The sequence below is a fragment of the Bifidobacterium mongoliense DSM 21395 genome, assembly GCF_000741285.1.
GTDB lineage: Bacteria > Actinomycetota > Actinomycetes > Actinomycetales > Bifidobacteriaceae > Bifidobacterium > Bifidobacterium mongoliense.
Genome location: NZ_JGZE01000003.1, coordinates 18521 through 40526 on the forward strand (window position 1 = coordinate 18521; position 22006 = coordinate 40526).

The 22006-nt window shown below is 62.1% G+C and carries 15 protein-coding genes and 1 rRNA gene; 11 read left to right on the top strand and 5 right to left on the bottom strand.

Annotated elements, in window-relative coordinates; genetic code table 11:
• Positions 1-98: 98 nt before the first annotated feature.
• Positions 99-680 (bottom strand): dCTP deaminase, encoded by a 582-nt coding sequence (gene dcd, locus BMON_RS02385; protein ID WP_033513569.1) that lies wholly within the window; start codon positions 678-680, stop codon positions 99-101.
• A 230-nt stretch (positions 681-910) separates the two neighbouring features.
• Positions 911-1060 (bottom strand): hypothetical protein, encoded by a 150-nt coding sequence (locus BMON_RS09840; protein ID WP_156098612.1) that lies wholly within the window; start codon positions 1058-1060, stop codon positions 911-913.
• A 99-nt stretch (positions 1061-1159) separates the two neighbouring features.
• Here BMON_RS09840 and BMON_RS09170 point away from each other — a divergent pair, with 99 nt between their 5' ends.
• Positions 1160-1978, top strand: coding sequence for a hypothetical protein (locus BMON_RS09170; RefSeq protein ID WP_051917800.1), 819 nt, complete (start codon positions 1160-1162; stop codon positions 1976-1978).
• Positions 1979-2000: 22 nt separating this feature from the next.
• Complete coding sequence (locus tag BMON_RS02395) at positions 2001-2753, top strand: alpha/beta hydrolase (RefSeq protein ID WP_033513579.1); 753 nt, start codon at positions 2001-2003, stop codon at positions 2751-2753.
• Positions 2754-2758: 5 nt separating this feature from the next.
• Here the strand turns inward: BMON_RS02395 and BMON_RS02400 are convergent, their stop codons facing one another.
• On the bottom strand, positions 2759-4834 hold the full coding sequence (locus tag BMON_RS02400) for a cation:proton antiporter (RefSeq protein WP_033513578.1): 2076 nt from the start codon (positions 4832-4834) through the stop codon (positions 2759-2761).
• Between the two features lie 105 nt (positions 4835-4939).
• Between BMON_RS02400 and BMON_RS02405 the strand changes: the two genes are divergently transcribed.
• Complete coding sequence (locus BMON_RS02405; RefSeq protein ID WP_033513567.1) at positions 4940-5446, top strand: nucleoside deaminase; 507 nt, start codon at positions 4940-4942, stop codon at positions 5444-5446.
• Between the two features lie 217 nt (positions 5447-5663).
• The gene (locus tag BMON_RS02410) at positions 5664-7904 is read left to right on the top strand and encodes an alpha-galactosidase (protein ID WP_033513566.1); all 2241 of its coding nucleotides are present in this window, start codon (positions 5664-5666) and stop codon (positions 7902-7904) included.
• A 47-nt stretch (positions 7905-7951) separates the two neighbouring features.
• Here BMON_RS02410 and BMON_RS02415 read toward each other — a convergent pair whose 3' ends face one another.
• Positions 7952-9145 carry an ROK family protein gene (locus tag BMON_RS02415; protein WP_033513576.1) on the bottom strand — a complete coding sequence of 398 codons (1194 nt, stop codon included), beginning with the start codon at positions 9143-9145 and terminating at the stop codon, positions 7952-7954.
• 193 nt (positions 9146-9338) lie between these two features.
• Here BMON_RS02415 and BMON_RS02420 point away from each other — a divergent pair, with 193 nt between their 5' ends.
• The 6 genes from BMON_RS02420 (at position 9339) to ilvA (ending at position 18447) form a co-directional block, all read left to right on the top strand.
• A complete protein-coding gene (locus BMON_RS02420; protein ID WP_237745296.1) occupies positions 9339-10604 on the top strand; it encodes an ABC transporter substrate-binding protein in 1266 nt (421 codons plus the stop codon).
• Positions 10605-10624: 20 nt separating this feature from the next.
• Complete coding sequence (locus BMON_RS02425; protein ID WP_033513563.1) at positions 10625-11563, top strand: carbohydrate ABC transporter permease; 939 nt, start codon at positions 10625-10627, stop codon at positions 11561-11563.
• Between the two features lie 17 nt (positions 11564-11580).
• Positions 11581-12459 (top strand): carbohydrate ABC transporter permease, encoded by an 879-nt coding sequence (locus BMON_RS02430; RefSeq protein WP_033513561.1) that lies wholly within the window; start codon positions 11581-11583, stop codon positions 12457-12459.
• 132 nt (positions 12460-12591) lie between these two features.
• Positions 12592-14478, top strand: a complete 1887-nt coding sequence (locus tag BMON_RS02435) for an alpha-glucosidase (protein ID WP_034885233.1) — start codon at positions 12592-12594, stop codon at positions 14476-14478.
• A 137-nt stretch (positions 14479-14615) separates the two neighbouring features.
• Positions 14616-16991 carry a bifunctional alpha,alpha-trehalose-phosphate synthase (UDP-forming)/trehalose-phosphatase gene (locus BMON_RS02440; RefSeq protein WP_033513554.1) on the top strand — a complete coding sequence of 792 codons (2376 nt, stop codon included), beginning with the start codon at positions 14616-14618 and terminating at the stop codon, positions 16989-16991.
• Between the two features lie 190 nt (positions 16992-17181).
• Positions 17182-18447 (top strand): threonine ammonia-lyase, encoded by a 1266-nt coding sequence (gene ilvA / locus BMON_RS02445; RefSeq protein ID WP_033513558.1) that lies wholly within the window; start codon positions 17182-17184, stop codon positions 18445-18447.
• A gap of 116 nt (positions 18448-18563) precedes the next feature.
• Here ilvA and BMON_RS02450 read toward each other — a convergent pair whose 3' ends face one another.
• The gene (locus BMON_RS02450; RefSeq protein ID WP_033513552.1) at positions 18564-19322 is read right to left on the bottom strand and encodes an SIR2 family NAD-dependent protein deacylase; all 759 of its coding nucleotides are present in this window, start codon (positions 19320-19322) and stop codon (positions 18564-18566) included.
• Positions 19323-20059: 737 nt separating this feature from the next.
• Between BMON_RS02450 and BMON_RS02455 the strand changes: the two genes are divergently transcribed.
• Positions 20060-21582: ribosomal RNA gene (locus tag BMON_RS02455) — 16S ribosomal RNA — on the top strand.
• Positions 21583-22006: the final 424 nt, after the last annotated feature.

A 22006-nucleotide genomic window follows, 5' to 3' on the forward strand; every position in this document is an offset into this window, starting at 1 on the left:
AGACGACGAATCCCCCCGATGCCCAACGGCATTGGGGGGATTCGCCATAGTGTGGTCATAGTGGTGCGGTCAGGGTGATCCGGCCTTAATGGCCGATCTCAGTCATCGATGTCCGCTTTGTAGAAGTTGATGTATGAACGGCTCGGTGTCGGTCCGCGCTGGCCCTGATAGTGCGAGCCGGTGCCCGCGGAGCCGTAGGGGTGCTCGGCCGGCGAGCTGAGGGAGAAGAAGCACATCTGCCCGATCTTCATGCCGGGCCAAAGCTTGACCGGCAGGGTGCTCACGTTGGAGAGTTCGAGCGTGATGTGGCCGTCGAAGCCGGGGTCGATGAAGCCGGCGGTCGAATGGGTCAGGATACCCAGGCGTCCCAGCGAACTCTTGCCCTCCAGGCGTGCGGCGATCGAGGCGTCCAAAGTGATGCGTTCCCAGGTGGAGCCCAGGGCGAATTCGCCGGGATGCAGGATCCACGGTTCCCCCGGCTTCACCTCGAACTGCTCCGTCAGCGCCCCCTGGTTTTCGGCGGGATCGACATACGTATAGGCGTGGTTGTTGAACAACCGGAAGAATCGATCGAGACGCACGTCGATGGACGCCGGTTGCACCATCTCGGGGGTCCAGGGCTCGAGAGCGAGATGCCCATGGTCGCGTGCGTCGAGAATATCGTGATCGGATAGCAGCATATTGCTCCTTGGTGATGGCCGTGGCGTCAATGACCTGCGGATGCCGGGCCGCATGTGCCGCGCTCGGCCAGATGCGTGACATTGTTCCTATGGGTTCAGTCTAGTGCCTGTCGCGCTGGGTCGCGGCAGTGACATGGCGATGGAATTCCCAGACAACTTTCAGGTAATCCCAGCCAGTTATCAGACAACATACGCGATTCCCTAAGCCGACCCTGCTTTACTCTGAGGTATCAACAAAAGTTGGTCAGGAACAGCAGCCGTTCCCGATAATTGAATCCTTTCTTCTTCTCTCCTTTCTCCCCGGCGGTCAACCCCGCCGGGTTTTTTATTGCCGTGCGGCCGTCACCACGGGCTAGGCTGGGAATCGAGGTCAGGGTCATGCGGCCAGCCGATACCCAGCGTTCGGGCGCACCGGTCCGTAGGACCGTTATCGGGCGGCGCTCACGCGATGGTGCCGCCCGCGAGAGAGGGAGCGGGATATGAGTGACGATTTCGACGACTTTGATACACGGGATATGCCCACGTCCGCTGGTGAGACCGATGCCAAGCCCGACGTCCATGGTTCGATGGGGTCCGGGCGTGGTCCGGCGCATGGGACCGCGCCTCACGGCGACGGCCGTGGCGCTGCGGCCTGGGGCACCATATGCGCCGTGATGTCGCTGTGTGCGGCGCTGGTGGTGCTCGTCCATGCCGTCGCGCCGGCGGCACTCCCCGCACCGGTGGGCGACCAGGCGCTGATGGTCGGGATGGGCGTGATGGCGCTCGTCGCCATCGTGCTCGGGGTGGTGGCAAGACGGGCGGCTCGCGGTCTGCACCGCAGACGCCGGCACCGGGGCGCCACGGCCGTGATCTTGGTCATCTTTGCGGTGCTCATCCTGGTGCTGGGGGTGTTGGTGGGCCGTGCCGTGCCTGGCGGCGTGATCAAGCCCCCGGTGCGTGATGAGGCGCCGGCATCGAGTGTGCAGGGGATGAAGGCCGGCGTCGAACGCGCCGCGGGGCAATGTTCCGGCGGATGGCACGACATCGAAGTCAGCGGCTATCCCGGGGTTGAGGCCGCATCGTACTGCAAGGACACTCGCACGGCCTTCGTCACGTTCGACAGTGAGGCATCGGCCTCCATGGATCGGGGTCTGGTCAAATCCGCCATCACGCAACAACTCGAAGGGCATGCCGATGACGCCCGCGCCAAGGGTGATTGGCGGATGCTGTACGCCGGCCGGTGGATGGCCGTCGGCGATCGCCAGGCGATGACGGCCCTGAAAGGACTCTGGGGTGGAAGCCAGGAGACGGTTCGGTGACGAAACGACGTATATTGTGAACATGGAACAGCATGGTGTTGCGGCAGGACGTATCTCGACGGTGGTTCCCGGCCGGTTCGGCGATTCGGTGCGGGTGACGCACGCCGTTTTCTCCCGTGGGAACGGCAGGGCCCTGCCCACGCGCCCGTTGTTGCTGTGCGTGCACGGCTGGGGATCCAACGAGTCGGATCTGGCGGACATGATGCGCTATATCGCGCCGCATAACGACTACGCCTCGCTGCGGGCTCCCTTCGTGTTGCAGGCGCCCGGGGATGGCGGTCTGGGCAGCATGGCCGGGGCCTACAGTTGGTTCCATGACAGCGTGCCGATCGGGGATGATCTGGATCGCGATATCTTCGCCGCCGCAACGGCCATTGACGATTGGGTACGTGACCATGTCCGTGCGGAGCGTGAGGTCGTTCCCGTCGGATTTTCGCAGGGTGGGGCGCTCGCCGTGCACCTTCTCCGGATTCATCCGGAGCGGTACCGCGCCGTCATCTCCCTATCGGGGTTCCTCGCGCCTGCCGGCGTCCCCGGATCCGCCCCAGCCGATGATCGACTTGCTGATCTGGAGATACCGGCGTTCTACGGGTACGGGGATCGCGATACCGTCATACCCAAACCCGAGGCCTACGCCTTCGCGGCCTGGTTGGAGGATCACACCTGGCTGCGCGCCAACCAATACCATGGTCTCGACCATGCGGTCAACCTCGAGGAATTCTCTGATATCCGACAGTGGCTGCTGTTACACAACATCGCCTCAGGCGTGATGTGAGCCGATCAGAGCTCGCTGTCGGCGTCCACCTGCATCACATAGACGTTGCGGCGTAGGTGACGGGCCTGGAGTCGCGTGATCTCGGCGCTCTCGAGCATGTCGCGGATGAGGTTGAGTTCGATCGCATAGCTCTCGTGCTTGATTTCGTCGATCTGCCGTCTCGTCGTGCCATCGTTCACCAGCCGCGGTCGTGAACGCAACGCCGCCTCGGCGCGACGATAATCGAGAATCAGCGCAGAGCAATACTCGGTGCCGTAGGTGGTCTTGCCCATCTCTTCGTACAACCGGTCGATGACGTGTTCGAAAGCCTGGGCCTGCAAGGTCCTGACGTACGATGCGATTTCGTGTTCGTTGAGCAGGGGCGTGGTGCGCAGGAATTTGTTGCTGGCCCGTCGCGTCACAATCTGCAGGCGCCGTTGCAGCGCGCGCATGCGACCCCTGATCTGCGAGACGTTTCTGCCCGATGACGTGGGCTTGGAGATGTGGCGCAGCGAGTTCATGATCTGGTCGAGCATGCGCTCGCAGGCCTCGATCTGCAGCTCCTGCACGCGAGGTTCCATGTCGGTGCTCGCCTTGGTGTGATCCAACTGCGCCTTGATGTAATCCTTCTCCCAATGCAGGGCGTCGTTCTGCAGGTCGCCCATGGCATGGGAGTCCACGTGGCCCGCCTGTTGTTTGAGCCTGGTGATGCGCTTGGTATAGGAATCGATGACGTACAGCACGGCGCGCCGGTTCTCGTCGGTGACGCGGTTCGACAGCTCCTCGACGGTCCTGCGCACGAGCGTGATCGTGATGTCGGTGAGTTCGGTGGGGTGGATGTCCTCGGCGTTGGGAGCGAGCAACGGCAGCATGAAGTTCGCCAGGAGCAGCGTCACGATGATGACGCCGGAGGCCACGAAGATCAGTTCGTCGCGCAGCGGGAATAACTCTCCGGAATTGACGACATAGGGGATGGTGAACATCAGGGACAGCGTGATGGTGCCCTTGGGGCCGCCGAAGGTCATGACCGCGGCCGAACGCCAGCGATGCGGCGTCATCCTGCGCCGCTTGCCCGTGCGTCGGTCGCGCGCGATGGCCAGAACCGCCACCATCCAAAGGAAGCGCAGCCCGATGACGATCACGCAGGTCAGGGCGATGATCTCGACGAGCAAGGCGTGGCTGACGGCCGAATGCGACCACGTCGTCGTGATGGCGTTCGGCAACTGCATGCCCAGCAGGATGAAGACGGTGCCGTTGAGGCTGAACGACAGTACGGACCACACACTGCTCGACACGATGTTGGTGCGCGATACGTTCGGCCCCACGCCGGTGCGGTCGAAGCGGATGACCAACCCTGCCGCCACGACCGCCAGCACGCCCGAGACATGGGCGATCTCATCAGCGGTCAGGTAGATGAGGAACGGCAGGAACAGCTCCATGAGTATCCGGGTGGTCGTGGTCTCCCAGCCGAAGGAGCGCAGCATCTCGAAGAGCCAGTTGGAGAGCATGCCGACGGCCAGCCCGAACAGTGTGCCGCCGATAAAGGAGATGAGGAACTCGCCTGCGGCGTGTCTCAGGGAGAAACTGCCGGTGACCGCGGCGAGTATAGAGAACTGGAATCCGACGACGCCGGATGCGTCGTTGAACAGTGATTCGCCCTTGAGTACGCTGCGTTGGCGTGGCGAGACGGATGCGTCGTGCCCGATCGAGGAGACCGCGATCGCGTCGGTGGGCCCCAGGGCCGAACCGAGGGCGAAGGCCGCCGCCAACGGGATGATCGGCCAAGCGTTGTGCAGGGCGTAGCCGATGACCACCATGGTCATGAGGGCGAGGCCGATGGCCAGCGATATCGACATGCGCAGTGTCTTGGCCAGCGCCGACTTGTCGATGTCGTGCGCCTCGAGATAGAGCAGGGGCGCGATGAAGAGCACCATGAACAGGCTGGGGTCGAGGGCGACCCTGGGGTAGAAGGGCAGGAGCGTGAGCCCCGCGCCCAGCGCGATCTGGACGAGCGGAGTCGACACCTTGGGTATGAACCGGCTCAGGAATGAGGAGAGGACCACGGCGGCGAGCACGGCCAGAATCAGCATGAATGCATCCATCGCCATCGTCCCCTTGCCCCTCCCGGGTGTTGTTGCCCCCATTATAGGGACGGGGTGTGTTGGGGACATGTCGGCCCGCGCTCGCGGTCAGTTTAGACTGGAGACATGCGTTATGAGGATGCCATGCGGGAGGCGATGGGGCTGGCCCGACGGGCCGCCGCACTGGGCGATGTCCCGGTGGGTGCCGTGCTCCTCGACGCCGGTGGTGCGGTGATCGGACGGGGCGCCAATCGGCGTGAGCGGTGCGCCGATCCGTTGGCGCATGCCGAGGTCGAGGCGTTGCGTGACGCCGCGCAGTCCCGCGGGACCCGATCCATGGATACGGATTCGGCACTGTCATCGGGCAATCGTGCCGCCCCTTGGAATCTCAGCGGTTGCACACTGGTGGTGACCCTGGAACCGTGTCCGATGTGCGCCGGCGCCGCGCTTCAAACGCATATCGATGCCATCGTGTTCGGTGCTTGGGATCCGAAGATGGGTGCCTGTGGTTCGGTGTGGGATATCGCCAGGGATCCCCATGTCGGCCATCATCCGCAAGTGATGGGGGGAGTGTGCGAGGTCGAATGTACAGCGTTGCTGTCGGATTTTTTCGCAACCAGACGAACAACGTGAGTGCACGAGGAGTCGCGACTGAACCTGTTTTCTTACCTGGCGAGGGAACGCGCCGTACCCATGGTAAGGAATGATTTCCGTACTATCGTGCACAACAGCGCACCGGCGAGCGGACGGTGCCCGACGAGGGATGTCGTCACTTGGCCGCCGGTGGACGGGTGGATGACGTAGCAACAGTAACGTCAACGAACACACAATAACGAACAGAGGAGTCGTCATGACACACATCGATATGCTGCACGGCACATCCAGCCACGGGCTCGCGCTTACCGCAGTATATGCCGAGGATCCGGCGACTAAGGTCGCCTTCGCCCTGGTGGGGCCGGAGGGTGAGCTGCCCCGGCTGGTCCACTGGGGACGGCCCCTGGCCCATCCCGAGGAGGTCGTCGGGCTCTATGACGCCCTGCGACCGCAGCGTGTCTCGGGGGCCCTGGACGACACCCAGTGGCCGAGCATCCTGCCCACGCAGGCGGAATCCTGGACGGGCGCGTCCCGTTTGGTGGTTCGCCGCGATGGCATCGAGCTGTTCTGCGCCTTCCACGTCACGGCCATCAGCATCGATGAGCAACGGTACGCCTGTGTCGTGGAGGCCTCCGATCAGGAGCAGGGTGTGGCCCTGCGCTGGGTGATCGAGCTCGACGCCAGCGGACTGCTGCGCCAACGAGCGTCCGTGCGCAACCTCGGTCCCTCGCCGCTGGCCGTGGACAAGATCGAGCTCGGTTTCCTCGTGCCCGCCCAGGTCGGTGAACTGCTCACCACGACGGGTCATCATCTCCATGAGCGCTCTCCCCAGCGCCAGCCGTTGAACGTGGGCAGGCTCGAGCGTCTCTCCATGACGGGCCGGCCTGATTTCGACGCGTCCCTGGTGTTGTGTGCCGGTGTCGCCGGGTTCGGATTCGAGCATGGCGAGGTGTACGCGACCCACCTCGGTTGGAGCGGTAACAGTCTGCTGTCCGCCGAGCGCCTGCCCTATACGCAGACCGTCATCGGTGGCGGCGAGGTGTTGTTCGGCGGCGAGATCTCCTTGGCTGCGAGCGTCGATGGTGTGACGGATGCCGCAGCCGAGGACGACGAGCATGTCTACACCACGCCGTGGCTCTACGGTGCGTATGGCGATGGCCTCAACGAGGTCGCCACGCGCTTCCACCGGTTCATCCGGTCCCGTCACCCGCAGTTCGCGAACAACCCGCGTCCGGTGGTTCTTAACACTTGGGAGGCCGTGTACTTCCAGCACCGCTACGACACGCTGGCCGCATTGGCCGATCGAGCTGCGAAGGAGGGTGTCGAGCGCTTCGTCGTCGATGACGGATGGTTCGGTTCCCGCCGTGACGACCATCGTGGTCTCGGTGATTGGCAGATCTCGCAGGAGGTATGGCCCGATGGGCCGGAGAGTCTCGATGCGCTCGCCGAACACGTCCACGGACTGGGCATGGAATTCGGTCTGTGGTTCGAGCCGGAAATGATCAACGGCGATTCCGATCTGGCGCGGAAGCACCCGGACTGGGTGCTGCGTCCGACCCCGGGCCGTCTGCCGATGCAGGGACGGTGGCAGCAGGTGCTCGATCTGACCAATCCCGACGCCTACGACACGATCTGGCATGACATCGATTCCCTGGTCACCAGGCTGGGCATCGACTACATCAAGTGGGATCACAACAAGATGGTGACCGAAGCCGTATCGCCCCGCACGGGCCGTCCGGCCATCCACCGGCAGGTTCTGGCCATATACCGGCTGTTCCGGTCCCTCAAGCAGGCGCATCCGGGTCTTGAGATCGAAAGCTGCGCCTCGGGCGGAGGCCGCGTCGATCTGGGCATCCTGGAGCTCGCCGACCGCATTTGGGTATCCGATTGCGTCGATCCGGTCGAGCGGGCCGACATCCAGCGGTACACCTCGCTGGTGGTGCCTCCGGAGATGATGGGTGAGCACGTGGGCGACAGTCCGGCGCATTCCACCGGTCGCGCGACGAGCCAGGAGATGCGCATGGCGACGGCGTTCTTCGGCCATATGGGCATCGAATGGAATCTGTTGCGCGAACCTGATGAGGCCATCAAGAAGCTCGGCACGTGGGTGGCGGAGTTCAAGCGTCACCGCGCCGATTTCGCGACCGGCACCGTGGTGCACGCCGACGGTACCGATCCGTCCGTTCGCTTGGACGGCATGGTCAGCGCCGATCGGGCCAGGGCGGTCTACCGCTTCACGCAGGTGACGAGTTCCCAGACTTACCCGGCTGCACCCGTGCGTCTGCCCGGTCTGGATCCCGAAGCCACCTACCGCGTGCGTCCGATGGACGTTAGCCTGGATCTGGAGACGCCGGGTATCGGGTGCGGCCAAAGTGATCTGTACTGGTGGAACGACAAGGGTGTGGAGCTGTCCGGCGGTACGCTGAGCGCCTATGGCATCCGTCCGCCGGCCATCAATGTGGCGCAGGCCGTGTTGTTCGAGGCCGCCAGGGTCTGAGCCCAGAGCCTTGTCTGCATCCGCAGCCGGTCTGGATTCATTCCGACCTATCCGATGTATTGGGCGATGGCATGCCCGGCCGCCGCCTTCGCCCAATAGGTCCATGAGAAGTCGAGGATCGTGAACTTGACGGGTGCCGCCTGGCTCGGGCGGAACGAGCGGATGCCGCTGCGGATGGACTCGGTGTTGAGTCGGGCCAGGAACGAGATCTCCCCGCTGATGAGGATGGTGTGGGGCAGCGCGAAGTTCTGCGCTGTTGCGATCAGGGTTCCCAGTCGGAAGCAGGTGCGGTTGATGAGGGTCTGCGCCTGCGGTGTGCCCGCCCGGGCATCGTGCGCAAAGTCGTCGAATCCGACCGCCTGCCCCAGTATGGTCGAATATTCCTGAGCGAGGGATGCCGTGGTGAGGCACTGCGCGCAGCCTTCGTGCCCGGCAAAGCAGCGGGGGCCGTGGTTGTCGACGAGGACGTGGCCGATCAGTCCGTAGCTGTTATCGGGATCGTCGACCGGATGGCCATGCTCGCTCAGAGCGTAGCCCACGCCCACGCCGATTGTTAGGAGTGCGAAACGGGGCAGGCCGATGCCCGCGCCGAACCAGTTCTCATACACCAGAAGGGTGTTGAGGTCGTTCGCGATGACGGTGGGTATGCCGCAGGCCTCCTCCAGCATCGCGGAGACATGTACGGTGTCGTCCCAATGGAGGAACGGCGCATAGGTCACGTCCACGCCTTCCCGGGTGTGCGCGCCGATGCCTACGCCGACAAGGACCGGTGAAGGTGTCACCGAGGCGGCCACCCGGTTCACGATGCCTGCAATCTGTGCGATTACCGCCTGCGGCTCCGTGGAGACGAGCGACTCGGTATGGCAGGATGTGAGTTCATGGCAGAGTGCATCGACCACGATCACGCTTACATCCGTGTCATGGACGGATACGCCGACGAATGAACGTTCTTCGGCCCGCAGGCGCATCGACGTGCGGGGCCTGCCCCGACGTTCGGCACGCTCCTTGGGTGTGAAATCGCGGGGCAACCGGCCGGGCCCATGAGTGGAGTCGTTGATCTCCTCGATCACGCCGGCATAGATGAGGTCGCTGGTGATGCGTGACAGGGCACCTTGCGATAGTCCGAGGATTTGGGAGAGGGCAGTGCGTGAAATGGGTCCGTATTGGGTGATGGCCTGTGCCACGTGTCGGGTGAAATCCGATCCCATGAACCACCGTTTCGGTGCGTTGTCGCTACGCATGCCGTCCTTTCGCTGCATTATTTTCCCTTATTGTACAATTCGTGGCTTATTTCTTGCCGAGTGAGACATAATGCGCGAGATGGGAAGAAAAGATCGGGGGTCCTATGGTTGGTGCATGTGCGGTTGCAGCGCAGTTGCTGTGATCCTCGGGCTAAGGAGTCGCGTAATGCAAACAGAGGAAACACGCCGGCCAATGCTGCCTGCGCGCCGGGTGTGGAAGAAGGCCGTCACAGTGGTATGCGCCGCCGTGATGGGACTCGGCATGGCCGGGTGTTCTTCCACGGGCGCCCAGTCGGTCACGCTGGATTTCTTCCAGTTCAAGGCCGAGGCCGCTGATCAATTCAAGTCGATGGTGGCGGAATTCGAGAGGCAGAATCCCGGTATTCATGTGAATATCAACAATTCCGCCAATGCGCAGACCGATCTGCGCACCCGATTCGTGAAGAACCGGGTGCCCGATGTCATTACGTTCAATGGTGACATCAACTTCGGCCAGTTCGCCGCATCGGGGGTCTTCCACGACTTCACGGACGATCCGATGGTCAAGGAGCTCAATCCGGGCATGGTCAAGATCGCCAGGAATCTGGTGCAGACCACCGATCCCGCGAAGAAACGTCTGTATGGCCTGCCATTCGCCGGCAATGCCTCCGGGTACATCTACAACAAGGAACTGTGGCGCAAGGCCGGGGTTGATCCGAACAATCCGCCGAAGACCTGGACCGAGTTCGAAGCCATGCTTCAGCTCTTCGCCGATAAGGGCATCAACCCGTTGCAGGCTTCGTTGGCCGACTCTTGGACCACCCAGGCGCCGCTCGCGTCCTTGGCAGGCACGCTGGTGCCGGAAAGCAGATACGCCGACCTCAGGAGGGGCACGACGAACTTCAAGGAGCTGTGGGGCGACGCGGGGTCGAAGGTGGCCAAGCTGTACACGTATTCCAAGTCCGATCTGGGCGTCACCTACCAGCAGGGCACGCAGAACTTCGCCAAGGGGTCCGCCGCCATCATTCCGTTGGGCACCTATGCGATCCCGCAGATCACCCTCATCAACCCGCACATGGACCTTGGTTTCGCCCAGATGCCGGCGAGCGATGACCCCAAGGCGCAGACCCTGACCGCCGGCAACGACGTCATGCTCACCGTGGGGGCCAACACCAAGCATCCCAGGGAGGCCATGAAGTTCGTGAGGTTCCTCATGCAGGAGAAGCAGCTGAAGACCTACGCCGATGCCCAGTCAGCCATCACGCCGTCCAAGAAGACGTACTTCGGCAACAAGGCTCTCACGGGGATCCGTCCGTTCTTCGCCAGCAACAGGCTCGCCGATTTCTGCGACCATTACATTCCGGCCTCGATCAACATCGGTGGTTACCTGCAGACGTTGGTGATGTCCGGCAACGTCCAGCAGTTCACCGATGCGATGCAGTCCGAATGGGATAAAGTCCAAGCTAGGACGTTTGAGTAAGCAGGGAAGGAAGCAAGAGTATGTCTAGTGCAACTATGCGCCCAGGCGCATCAGAATCGGCGGAACCAGCCAAGAAGCGGAGCATGTCCGCGTTCTCCGATCGTAAGGTGGATTCCGCGTATTACTGGATGGCCGTCCCGGCGGCCGTTCTGTTCGCCGTCTTCCTGTACGTGCCGTTCATTCAGGGCATTGCGTATTCGTTCACGAATTCGCAGGGCTACGGCAACTTCAAATGGGTCGGTTTCAAGAACTACGTCGCGCTGTTCAGCGACGGCCGTGTCGGCAGCGCCTATATGTTCACGTTCTTCATCGCCATTGTCATCACCGTACTGATCAACGTCCTCGCGATGTTCCTCGCGGTGGCGCTCAACGGCAAGATCGCCTTCAAGAACGGGTTTCGCGCGATCTTCTTTGTGCCTTACACCTTGGGTGTGCTGGTCATCGGCTATGTGTTCAAGTACATCTTCATGACCCCGCTGCCCGCTTTGGGCAAGTCGCTGCATATCGCCTGGCTGGCCGACCCGCTGATTACGAACGAGCAGTACTCATGGGTGCCGATCGTCTTCCTAGCCGTATGGCAGGGCGTGGCGTATTCCATCCTCATCTATCTCGCCGGTCTGCAGACCATCGATGACCAGATCTACGAGGCCGCCGCCATCGATGGTGTCAACGCTTGGCAGAACTTCTGGAAAATCACCTTCCCGTTGATCGGGCCCTTCTTCACCATCAACTTGGTGTTGACGATGAAGAACGCGCTGGGCACGTTCGATCAGGTCGTGGCTTTGACGGATGGCGGACCGAACTCGGCGACGGAAACCGTCACCTACCTCATCTGGAAGGGCGGTCTGACCGGTGGTGAATACGCCTATCAGACGTCGAACGCCGTGCTCTTCTTCATCGTGCTCGCCATCATCGCATTCATTCAGCTGAAATTCTTCGGCGACCGGGAAAAGGTCTGAGGGAAGGTTCACACATCATGACTACTGCAATGTCCACGCTGTCGACGGAGGGCTCCGCCAACGACAAGCCGGTCAAATATCACAGGGACCACAACATCAATTGGTGGCTTACCGGCCTGATCGGCGTGCTGTCGCTCACCATCCTCGTGCCGCTCTACTTCGCCATCGTCACGGCGCTCAAGACGCCGGGCGAGGCCGGCACGTTCTCACTGCCCTCAACGTGGCAGTGGCAGAACTTCATCGACGCCGCCAATAAAGTGAATTACCCCAAGGCCGCCATGAACTCGGCGATCATCACGCTCGTCGCAGTGGCCCTGACCTTGCTCACCAACACCTTCGTGGCGTACGCGGTGGCGCGCAACATGGATAAGATCTTCTTCCGGTTGCTGTACTACTTCTTCATCGCCGCCATGTTCGTGCCGTTCCCGGTCATCATGCTGCCGTTGGCCAAGCAGATGGGCTCTTGGCATCTCGATAACCAGCTCGGTCTGGTGATTCTCTACACGGTGTTGGGTCTGGGCACCAACCTGTTCATCGTGACCGGATTCATCCGTTCGATTCCGATCTCGCTTGAGGAGGCGGCCCGCATTGATGGTGCAAGCACCTGGCGCATCTTCTGGAAGATTATCTTCCCGCTGATGGGTCCCATCAATGCCACGCTTGCGATCCTCACCGCGCTCTGGGCATGGAACGACTTCCTCATGCCCCTGATCGTGCTTACCGATCAGACGAACCAGACGATTCCTCTGGCCCAGTATGTGTTCAGCTCACAGTTCGCCACCAATTACCCGATGGCTTTCTCGAGCTACCTCATGGCCATGGCTCCGATTCTCATCGTCTACATCTTCGCCCAGAAGTGGGTTGTGGGCGGAGTCATGAGGGGTGCGGTCAAATAAACGGCGTAACACGGTCGTCCGCGGAGGAGTGCATTCCGCGGGCGGCCGTGTTGTATCAGTCAAAGATCCGTGACCGAGTGGCGGTCACGGTTGGCGCGGCTTCGATCGTCGCAGAGAAGGAAAGGTACGGTTATGGTTGCTTCGCAACGGGCGTTCATCGCCGATGATATTCGCACCAATGGCGCCACCCCGAATCCGTGGTGGGCCAATGCCGTGGTGTATCAGATCTACCCGCGCAGTTTCCAGGATTCCAATGGTGATGGTTTCGGCGACCTGCGCGGCATCGAGTCGAGACTGGACTATCTGGCCGACCTCGGCGTCGACGTGGTGTGGCTGAGCCCCGTTTATCGTTCGCCGCAGGACGACAACGGCTACGACATCTCCGATTATCAGGATATCGATCCCATGTTCGGCACTCTCGAGGACATGGACCGGCTCATCGCCGCGGTGCACCAACGCGGCATGAAACTGGTCATGGATCTCGTGGTCAATCACACCTCCGACGAGCACGCCTGGTTCCAGGCTTCGCGCCATGCCGGCGATCCGCACGCCGACTGGTATTGGTGGCGGCCGGCGCGGGCCGGGCACGAACCGGGCACGCCCGGGGCGGAGCCGAACCGTTGGGGTTCGTACTTCGGCGGATCCGCCTGGCAGTACGATGCCCAACGCGGCGAGTATTTCCTGCACCAGTTCTCGGCCAAACAGCCCGATCTCAATTGGGAGAACCCCGAGTTGCGGCGCGCCGTCTACGCCATGATGAATTGGTGGATGGACCGTGGTATCGATGGGTTCCGCATGGATGTGATCGTGTTGATCTCCAAGATGCTCGACGCCGAGGGCAGGCTGCCTGGTGAGGCCGGTTCAGGTATCGCCGATGGGCCCGTGCTGGAGGACGGCTACAGCTCCCCGAGTCCCTTCTGCACTGATGGCCCGCGGCTTGACGAGTACCTGCGCGAGATGCGCCGCGAGGTCTTCGCCGGTCGCAGCGGCTATCTCACGGTGGGCGAGGCGCCGGGCCTCAGTGATGTGCGTAACGGATATATCAGCGATCCGGCCCACCAGGAGCTCGACATGCTGTTCCTCTTCGACCATGTCGGGATCGATCAGGACGGGTCCAAATGGAATCCGACGCCGTTCGAACCGGCGAAGCTCCGCACCGTCATGATGCGGCAGCAGGCCGCACTGCGGCAGGCCGGGTGGGCCAGTCTCTATATGGACAACCACGACCAGCCCCGTGTGGTCTCGCGATGGGGCGACACCTCGACCGAAGCGCTGCGGTCCCGTTCGGCGAAGGCGCTGGCGCTCATGCTGCATCTGCACCGCGGCACGCCATACATCTATCAGGGCGAGGAGCTGGGCATGACCAACGCCGGGTTCACGGAACTGGGGCAGTACCGTGACCTCGAGTCAATCAACATGTACCACCAGCTCGTCGATGAAGCGAAGGTGCAGACGCCGCAGTCCATGCTCCACGCCATCGCGCGTATGGGCCGGGACAACGCGCGCACCCCGATGCAATGGGACGGGTCGCGCTACGCGGGCTTCACCGCGCCCGATGCCCCGACGGAGCCGTGGATCGCGGTCAACCCCAACCATGTCGACATCAACGTGGCGGCCGAATTCGATGACCCCGATTCCGTGTATGCGTTCTACAAGAGACTCATCGCCCTGCGCCACACCGACGCGGTGGTGGCCGCGGGGGTCTGGGACGCCATCGACGTCGAGGATCCGGCCGTCTATGCGTTCACGCGCACCGTGGCCCGGGCCGATGGCGCCGAGTCGAAACTGCTCGTCGTGGCGAACCTGACTTCGCGTGTGGCGAACATGCCGCACGACAGCCGGTCCCTGCTCGCTGAGACGGCGACGCAGCCAGGTGCCGACGGCGATGGCGAGTCAAGCTGCGCCGGGTTCGAGGCCTCGAAGCTGGTCATCAGTACGGTTTCGGAGGCACGCACCCTGTCGTCGATGCATGATGGCGGGCTGTTGCCGTGGGAGGCGTTCGTGTACCGTCTCTCCTGATGCGCGCGGACCCCTGGCGGGGTCGCGTGGGGTCGTTTCCGGTCCCGTTCTCGGCTCCATATGATATATGTGGAAGTGGTACGAGCCGCATGGGCGGGAAGTCCCTGTTTCCATCCGGCCGTGGAAAACGGGTATGTATGGCGAAACTGATCATAGTATCCAACAGACTGCCGTTCTCCGTGCATGAAGCGGAGGACGGCAGTTTTGCCATTAGGCAGAACGTTGGCGGCTTGGCGACGGCGATCGGTCCGTATCACGCGGCCCATCGCAACTGCGTGTGGGTGGGGTGGAGCGGCGACGACCCCGAACGCTACTCCGACGAGCAGGTCGAGTCGATCCGTGCGGCATACGAGTCGAAACGTTGCACCGCGCTGTTCCTGAGTGCCGAGCAGATCGCGGGATTCTATTCCGGTTTCTCGAATGACACCTTGTGGCCGTTGTTCCATGATTTCTCCCACGAAGCCGTGTTCGATGCGAAGACCTGGGAGAAGTATCAGGAGGTCAACCGGCTGTTCGCCGAGGCCGTCGCGCCGGTGGCGCAGCCGGGTGACACCGTATGGATTCAGGACTACCACCTCATGCTGCTGCCCGGACTGCTCCGGGAACGTTGCCCGGGGGTCTCCATCGGATGGTTCCTGCACGTGCCCTTCCCGAGTCCGGAGATCTTCCGGTCCCTGCCGTGGAGCCGTGAGATCCTCAACGGGGTGTTGGGTGCGGATCTCCTGGGATTCCACACCGTCGACTTTGTCAATAACTTCAAAGCCTGCGTCAAGACCCTGTTGGGGCTCGATTCGGGTGACGACGGCCGGATCGCGTTGGAGGACGGGCGCGCGGCGACGGTCGACGCGTTCCCCATCGGCATCGACTACAACCTCTACCGGCGCACCTCGCATTCCAGCCTGGCCAAGGCCATGCGCCGCGGTATCGAGGAGGTCAGTGGCAAGCGGCCGGGGTTGCGCTACAATACCTCGCTGAGTGCCGAGGGGTCGGCCGCCCAGGAGGCGAGCTCGAGAAGCGGGAGCTGGTGGAGCCACCATGCGGACGAGGAGATGCCGGAACTCAATCTGGCTCGATCGGCCGCGGCAGTGGACCGGGCCAAGCCCAATAAGATCGTGGTCTCCGTCGATCGCCTCGACTACACGAAGGGCATCCCCGAGCGGCTGAGGGCCTTCGGACGGTTGCTCGAGCGCTACCCGGAATGGACCGGCCACGTCACGTACTACCTGCTGGCCACGCCTTCGCGAGAAAGTGTCGAGACCTACCAACGCCTCAAGGCACAAGTGGACCAGCTCGTCGGTGAAATCAACGGCCGCTACTCGTTGCTGGCCTGGACCCCGATCCACTACATCACGCGCTCGCTGCCCATCAAGCCGGTGTGCGGCATCTACGCGGCCGGGGACGTGGCATTGGTGACCCCGCTGCGCGACGGGATGAACCTCGTCGCCAAGGAGTACCTGGCCTGCCACGACGACCGTGACGGCGCCCTGGTGCTGTCGGATATGTGCGGCGCGGCCCGTGAACTAACGGAGGCCTTCATCGTCAACCCGTACGATATCGACAAGACCTGCGAGGCCTTGCACGACGCCCTGGAGATCGACGCGACCGAGGCCCGGCGCCGTAACCGCGCCATGCAGGCCCGATTGAAGGCTCGGACCGCGGGCACCTGGTGCGCCGGATTCCTCGATGCGTTGCATCAGGTCGCCGATCCGTCGCTCGCCGATCGCCGCCTGCGCATGGATCAACGCGAAAGCATGATGAAGCAGTGGGGGCAGGCGCACCGCCGGCTGTTGCTCTGCGATTACGACGGCACATTGACGCCGTTGGTGCGCGATCCCGACCATGCCCGTCCCACCACGACGTTGCGTGCCCTGCTCGGACGCATGGCCACACAGGACGGTGTCGATCTGGTCATCGTCTCGGGCCGCAGCCACGACACCATGGATCGGTGGTTCGGTTCCCTGCCCGTGAGTCTCATCGCGGAACACGGGGCATGGATCAGTGATGTTCCGGCCAACGGACGCACGTGGCGGCGCTCGCCGGATCTACCGGATGCCAAGGCGTGGCAGCCCATGATCGAGGAGGTCATGAAGAAGGCTGTCGAGACGGTGCCGCGGTCGTTCATCGAGCACAAATCCGACGCCTTGGCCTGGCATTACCGCACCAGTGACCAACGCAGCGCGATGCGCGAGCGCCCTGTCCTGGTCGGTGAGCTGCGTACGGTATGCGGTCCCCTGGGCCTGATGGTGATGGAGAATTCCAAGGTCGTCGAGGTCTGCCCGCTCACGACGAGCAAGGGCAAGGCCGTTGGCCCGTGGGTATCGGGCGGTTCCTACGACTTCATGCTGGCGGTGGGCGATGACACCACCGACGAGACCATGTTCGCCGCGATGCCCGAGAGCGCCTGGACGATCAAGGTCGGGCCGGGACCGACGAAGGCCCGTTCGCGCATCATCAACGCGGCCGCATTGCATCGCCTGTTCGGCTATCTCATCGCCGAATCCGAGGCCCACTGAGCCCGTTCGCCAGGTGTTGGCGAGGTGCGCGTGAGGTGCGCGGGTACATCGGATGCGCTGCGCGGATGCGGTTTCCGGAACGCAGTCCACGCTGAAAGCGGTGAGGATTGGTATTCCGTGAACCATGGCATCGTTTCATACGATGGACGGTTCGAGGGGAATGCGGTGCATATCCGCGATAATCCCCGATATGGAACAGCAAGCGGTGCAGCGGTGTCTCGAACGTGATCACGCCCATGAACTCAAGCAGGCGGCTGAGCGTCTGCAGGGTACGGCCCGACGGACGGCGGTGATCGATTCTCCGGCCCTGAGCGCCATGGTCGGCCATCGGGTGGTGCTCAAACCTGAGAATCTGCAGGTCACCGGCTCATTCAAGATCCGCGGGGCGTACAACAAGATCGCCTCGCTCTCCCAGGAGCAGTTGTCGCACGGCATCGTGACGGCTTCGGCCGGCAACCACGCCCAAGGTGTCGCGTACGCCGCACGCGAACGGGGGGCGTCGGCGGTCATCGTCATGCCGCGCAGCACGCCGCCGTTGAAGGTGGATGCGACGAAGGCCTACGGGGCCGAGGTCGTCCTGCATGGCGAGGTCTTCGACGACGCCGCGGACCATGCCGCGATGCTCAGCGAACGTGACCATAGGGTGTTCATCCCCCCATTCGACGATTACGAGGTGCTGTGCGGGCAGGGGACCATCGGACTCGAGATCCTGGATGAGGTGCCGGACGTCACCGATATCGTCGTGCCGCTCGGCGGCGGCGGACTCGGCGCCGGGGTGGCGCTCGCCATCGCGACCTTCCGCCCGGACGTCAATGTCATCGGGGCCATCCCCGAGGGGTCACCGGCGTTCCGGGAATCGTTCGCCGCGGGTCACGTCGTGGCTGCCCGTTCGGTGGCGACATCGGCCGAGGGCGTGGCCGTGAAACGCCCGGGAGGCCTCCCGTTCGCGTTGCTGCGGGAACATCTTGACGATCTGGTGACCGTCAGCGAACGCGACATCAACGAGATGATCCTGTTGATGCTCGAACGGCACAAACTGGTCGTCGAGGCTGCCGGGGCGGTGGCGCTTGCGGCGTTGGAGCACCTTGACGCGCAAAGCAGCGTCTTCGCCCGTCATGAGGGGCCTCATGTGATCGTGCCGATCATGTCGGGCGGCAACATCGATACCGTCACCATGGGCGCGGTCATTCAGAAGGGCATGATATCGCGCGGGCGCATCCTGAATTTCGAAGTCGAATTGCCCGATACCCCCGGTCAGCTGGTCAAGGTCGCGACCGTGCTGGCCAAAGTGCGCGCCAATGTGATCCAGCTCGACCACGACCAGTTCAAGGCATCGAGCCACTACACCGGTGCGGTGTCGCTGGGGGTCACCGTGGAGACCAATGGTCCCGAGCATATCGACGCGGTGCTGGAGGCGCTGCGCGCGGCAGGCTTCGATCCGCATCGCATGTACTGATGCCCCGCCATCGGGTGGTCGTCCGCGTCGTGCCTCCCATGGTGTCTCCCACCCGTATTGTCGTTGAACCGTATTGTCACTCGACCGAACCGTGGTGCGGTCGGCGGCCGGCCCGTTCAGTCCCGGTAGCGGGCGATGGTCTCATCGACCAGTGCCGGCAGCGCCGTCGCGATGTCATCATGGATCAGATGCGTGGCGAGCCGGTCGTACGCCGTGGGGCCCATGTTCATGATGGTGATGGGCAGGCCGTCCTGCGCCGCCACCGGCACCAACGATGCGGCGGGGAACACCTCGAGCGTGGAGCCGATGACCCAGAACTCGTCGGCCTTCGCGATGCGCTTCATGGAGGTCTCGATCGAACCTTCCGGCAACATCTCGCCGAAGTAGACCACATCCGTCTTGAGGATGCCGCCGCAGGGCATGTTCCCTCGGTACGGCAGGGTGCGGCGGCAGTGCGGGTCCGGCCGTTCGTCGAGATGCGCCATGATGTCGGCCGTATCGTACCGGGCGTGGCACCGCATGCAATGCGAGGTGCCGATGGTGCCGTGCAGGTTGATGATGGTCTTCGCCGTGTTCCCCGCCTTTTCGTGCAGGGCATCGAAGTTCTGTGTGGCGAGCAGGTTGAGCATGCCGGCCTGCTCCAGTCGCGCCAGGGCCTTGTGGGCCTCCCCGGGCTGTGCGTTCCACACCGGAGACTCCTGCTGCCAGCGCCAGGAATACTCGCGCTGTTTGACGTCGGACATATAGGCGTCGATATCGTAGACGCTCATCTGATCGGGATGCTTGGTCCAGACGCCGTTCGGGCCGCGGAAATCGGGTATGCCCGCCGATGTGGAGATGCCGGCTCCGGTTAATACGGCAATAGTATGTGTCATGGTTCTAGGCTTAGCACGGTCGTGGCCGGCTGGCGCGTAAACGGTTCGGTATAAATGCCGGGCGTTGCAGTAGTGACGAATCGATGGTGACCCGCACTGCACCCGTACCTGACCGGTGCCCAGCCTATGGGGTATCGATTCATGGGTTATCGGTGGTTCATTATGTGATGCCCCTCATTACCCTGAGGGCGGCCGCGGGCGGTTCCTGACCCCCGCTTATCTCCCGGCCGCGTTCCCGCGAATCCGTAATCGGATATGCGGGGGTCCGGATGGTGGTGTGAAGGTATGGATGTGGCCGACATGCCCGGATTCGACGGTAATCGGACCGGTTTTATGGCATTAAACGGGTTCTTGGGTTGGATTGTGGTGAGGCGGAGAGAATTCGACACGCCGGAGAAACCCAGTTGTCGCAACGATTGAGAGAATTCAAACGGTGCACCATTTGCACAACAGGCCAATCGAGTGTAAGTTTATCTCTTGCTGCTCAACACGGCGGCTTCCTCCTCGTGAGGGATGCAGCTTGTTGGTGTGGTGGTGGTTTGAGAACTCAAGAGCGTATTTGTACTACTTTTTATAGTCAATTATGATTGCCAGTCCGATGCCTGCCCCGCGTTTTCGTGGGGTGCCCTGGGGGGCTTGAATGGTGTCGGGGTTTTTGTGTGGATCGTTTCTCCTTATGAAACGGTCCCGTCAATGAATATATATGGATAAGAGCCTTTTGATAGGCCTTCCGTTTTTTTGTGGAGGGTTCGATTCTGGCTCAGGATGAACGCTGGCGGCGTGCTTAACACATGCAAGTCGAACGGGATCCGAGGCGCTTGCGTCTCGGTGAGAGTGGCGAACGGGTGAGTAATACGTGACTAACCTGCCTCATACATCGGAATAGCTCCTGGAAACGGGTGGTAATGCCGAATGCTCCAACCTTCCGCATGGATGGTTGGGAAAGCGTTAGCGGTATGAGATGGGGTCGCGTCCTATCAGCTTGTTGGTGGGGTGAAGGCCCACCAAGGCTTCGACGGGTAGCCGGCCTGAGAGGGTGACCGGCCACATTGGGACTGAGATACGGCCCAGACTCCTACGGGAGGCAGCAGTGGGGAATATTGCACAATGGGCGAAAGCCTGATGCAGCGACGCCGCGTGCGGGATGAAGGCCTTCGGGTTGTAAACCGCTTTTGATTGGGAGCAAGCGAGAGTGAGTGTACCTTTCGAATAAGCACCGGCTAACTACGTGCCAGCAGCCGCGGTAATACGTAGGGTGCAAGCGTTATCCGGAATTATTGGGCGTAAAGAGCTCGTAGGCGGTTTGTCGCGTCTGGTGTGAAAGTCCATCGCTTAACGGTGGATCTGCGCCGGGTACGGGCAGGCTAGAGTGCGACAGGGGAGACTGGAATTCCCGGTGTAACGGTGGAATGTGTAGATATCGGGAAGAACACCAATGGCGAAGGCAGGTCTCTGGGTCGTCACTGACGCTGAGGAGCGAAAGCGTGGGGAGCGAACAGGATTAGATACCCTGGTAGTCCACGCCGTAAACGGTGGATGCTGGATGTGGGGCCCATTCCACGGGTTCCGTGTCGGAGCTAACGCGTTAAGCATCCCGCCTGGGGAGTACGGCCGCAAGGCTAAAACTCAAAGAAATTGACGGGGGCCCGCACAAGCGGCGGAGCATGCGGATTAATTCGATGCAACGCGAAGAACCTTACCTGGGCTTGACATGTTCCTGACGGCCGCGGAGACGCGGCTTCCCTTCGGGGCAGGTTCACAGGTGGTGCATGGTCGTCGTCAGCTCGTGTCGTGAGATGTTGGGTTAAGTCCCGCAACGAGCGCAACCCTCGCCTTGTGTTGCCAGCACGTTATGGTGGGAACTCGCAAGGGACCGCCGGGGTTAACTCGGAGGAAGGTGGGGATGACGTCAGATCATCATGCCCCTTACGTCCAGGGCTTCACGCATGCTACAATGGCCGGTACAACGGGATGCGACGCGGTGACGCGGAGCGGATCCCTTAAAACCGGTCTCAGTTCGGATTGGAGTCTGCAACTCGACTCCATGAAGGCGGAGTCGCTAGTAATCGCGAATCAGCAACGTCGCGGTGAATGCGTTCCCGGGCCTTGTACACACCGCCCGTCAAGTCATGAAAGTGGGTAGCACCCGAAGCCGGTGGCCTAACCTTTTTGGGGGGAGCCGTCTAAGGTGAGACTCGTGATTGGGACTAAGTCGTAACAAGGTAGCCGTACCGGAAGGTGCGGCTGGATCACCTCCTTTCTACGGAGAATTCAGGCCACTGTTTGGTGGCCGGTGTCGCCTCCCCCATGGATGTTCCGTGGGTGTGGGGCTGCTGGTGTGGAAAAAATCTTCTTGACTGTGGTACGGATACGCTTTTGGGCCCCCGAGTCGCCACCCCGTCTTGATGACGGTGCGATTCGCTGCCCTCGCGTCGGACGGTTCCTTCCGGGATCGTGGGACGCGTGGTGCGTGGTGGTTTGAGAACTGGATAGTGGACGCGAGCAGGAAGACGTGAAGTCTTCTTGCTTTATATATGACAATTTCAGACCGACTCTTGTATTTGGAGTCGATCGATCGTTTTGTGATCATTATAGTGTGATGATTTGTTGTCTGGGAATAAGCTAGGATTATGGATCTTGCGGCATGGATACCCCATGGGTATGCGTTGCTTGCAAGGGCGTAT

What these genes read in the sequence shown, in the direction of transcription:
- BMON_RS09170 (WP_051917800.1), top strand. Translation starts at nt 1,160, where the DNA reads ATGAGTGACGATTTCGACGACTTTGATACACGGGATATGCCCACGTCC.
- BMON_RS02405 (WP_033513567.1), top strand. Translation starts at nt 4,940, where the DNA reads ATGCGTTATGAGGATGCCATGCGGGAGGCGATGGGGCTGGCCCGACGG.
- BMON_RS02415 (WP_033513576.1), bottom strand. Translation starts at nt 9,145, where the DNA reads ATGCGTAGCGACAACGCACCGAAACGGTGGTTCATGGGATCGGATTTC.
- BMON_RS02400 (WP_033513578.1), bottom strand. Translation starts at nt 4,834, where the DNA reads ATGGATGCATTCATGCTGATTCTGGCCGTGCTCGCCGCCGTGGTCCTC.
- BMON_RS09840 (WP_156098612.1), bottom strand. Translation starts at nt 1,060, where the DNA reads ATGACCCTGACCTCGATTCCCAGCCTAGCCCGTGGTGACGGCCGCACG.
- BMON_RS02395 (WP_033513579.1), top strand. Translation starts at nt 2,001, where the DNA reads ATGGAACAGCATGGTGTTGCGGCAGGACGTATCTCGACGGTGGTTCCC.
- BMON_RS02430 (WP_033513561.1), top strand. Translation starts at nt 11,581, where the DNA reads ATGACTACTGCAATGTCCACGCTGTCGACGGAGGGCTCCGCCAACGAC.
- BMON_RS02420 (WP_237745296.1), top strand. Translation starts at nt 9,339, where the DNA reads ATGCTGCCTGCGCGCCGGGTGTGGAAGAAGGCCGTCACAGTGGTATGC.
- BMON_RS02450 (WP_033513552.1), bottom strand. Translation starts at nt 19,322, where the DNA reads ATGACACATACTATTGCCGTATTAACCGGAGCCGGCATCTCCACATCG.
- BMON_RS02425 (WP_033513563.1), top strand. Translation starts at nt 10,625, where the DNA reads ATGTCTAGTGCAACTATGCGCCCAGGCGCATCAGAATCGGCGGAACCA.
- BMON_RS02440 (WP_033513554.1), top strand. Translation starts at nt 14,616, where the DNA reads ATGGCGAAACTGATCATAGTATCCAACAGACTGCCGTTCTCCGTGCAT.
- dcd (WP_033513569.1), bottom strand. Translation starts at nt 680, where the DNA reads ATGCTGCTATCCGATCACGATATTCTCGACGCACGCGACCATGGGCAT.
- ilvA (WP_033513558.1), top strand. Translation starts at nt 17,182, where the DNA reads ATGGAACAGCAAGCGGTGCAGCGGTGTCTCGAACGTGATCACGCCCAT.
- BMON_RS02435 (WP_034885233.1), top strand. Translation starts at nt 12,592, where the DNA reads ATGGTTGCTTCGCAACGGGCGTTCATCGCCGATGATATTCGCACCAAT.
- BMON_RS02410 (WP_033513566.1), top strand. Translation starts at nt 5,664, where the DNA reads ATGACACACATCGATATGCTGCACGGCACATCCAGCCACGGGCTCGCG.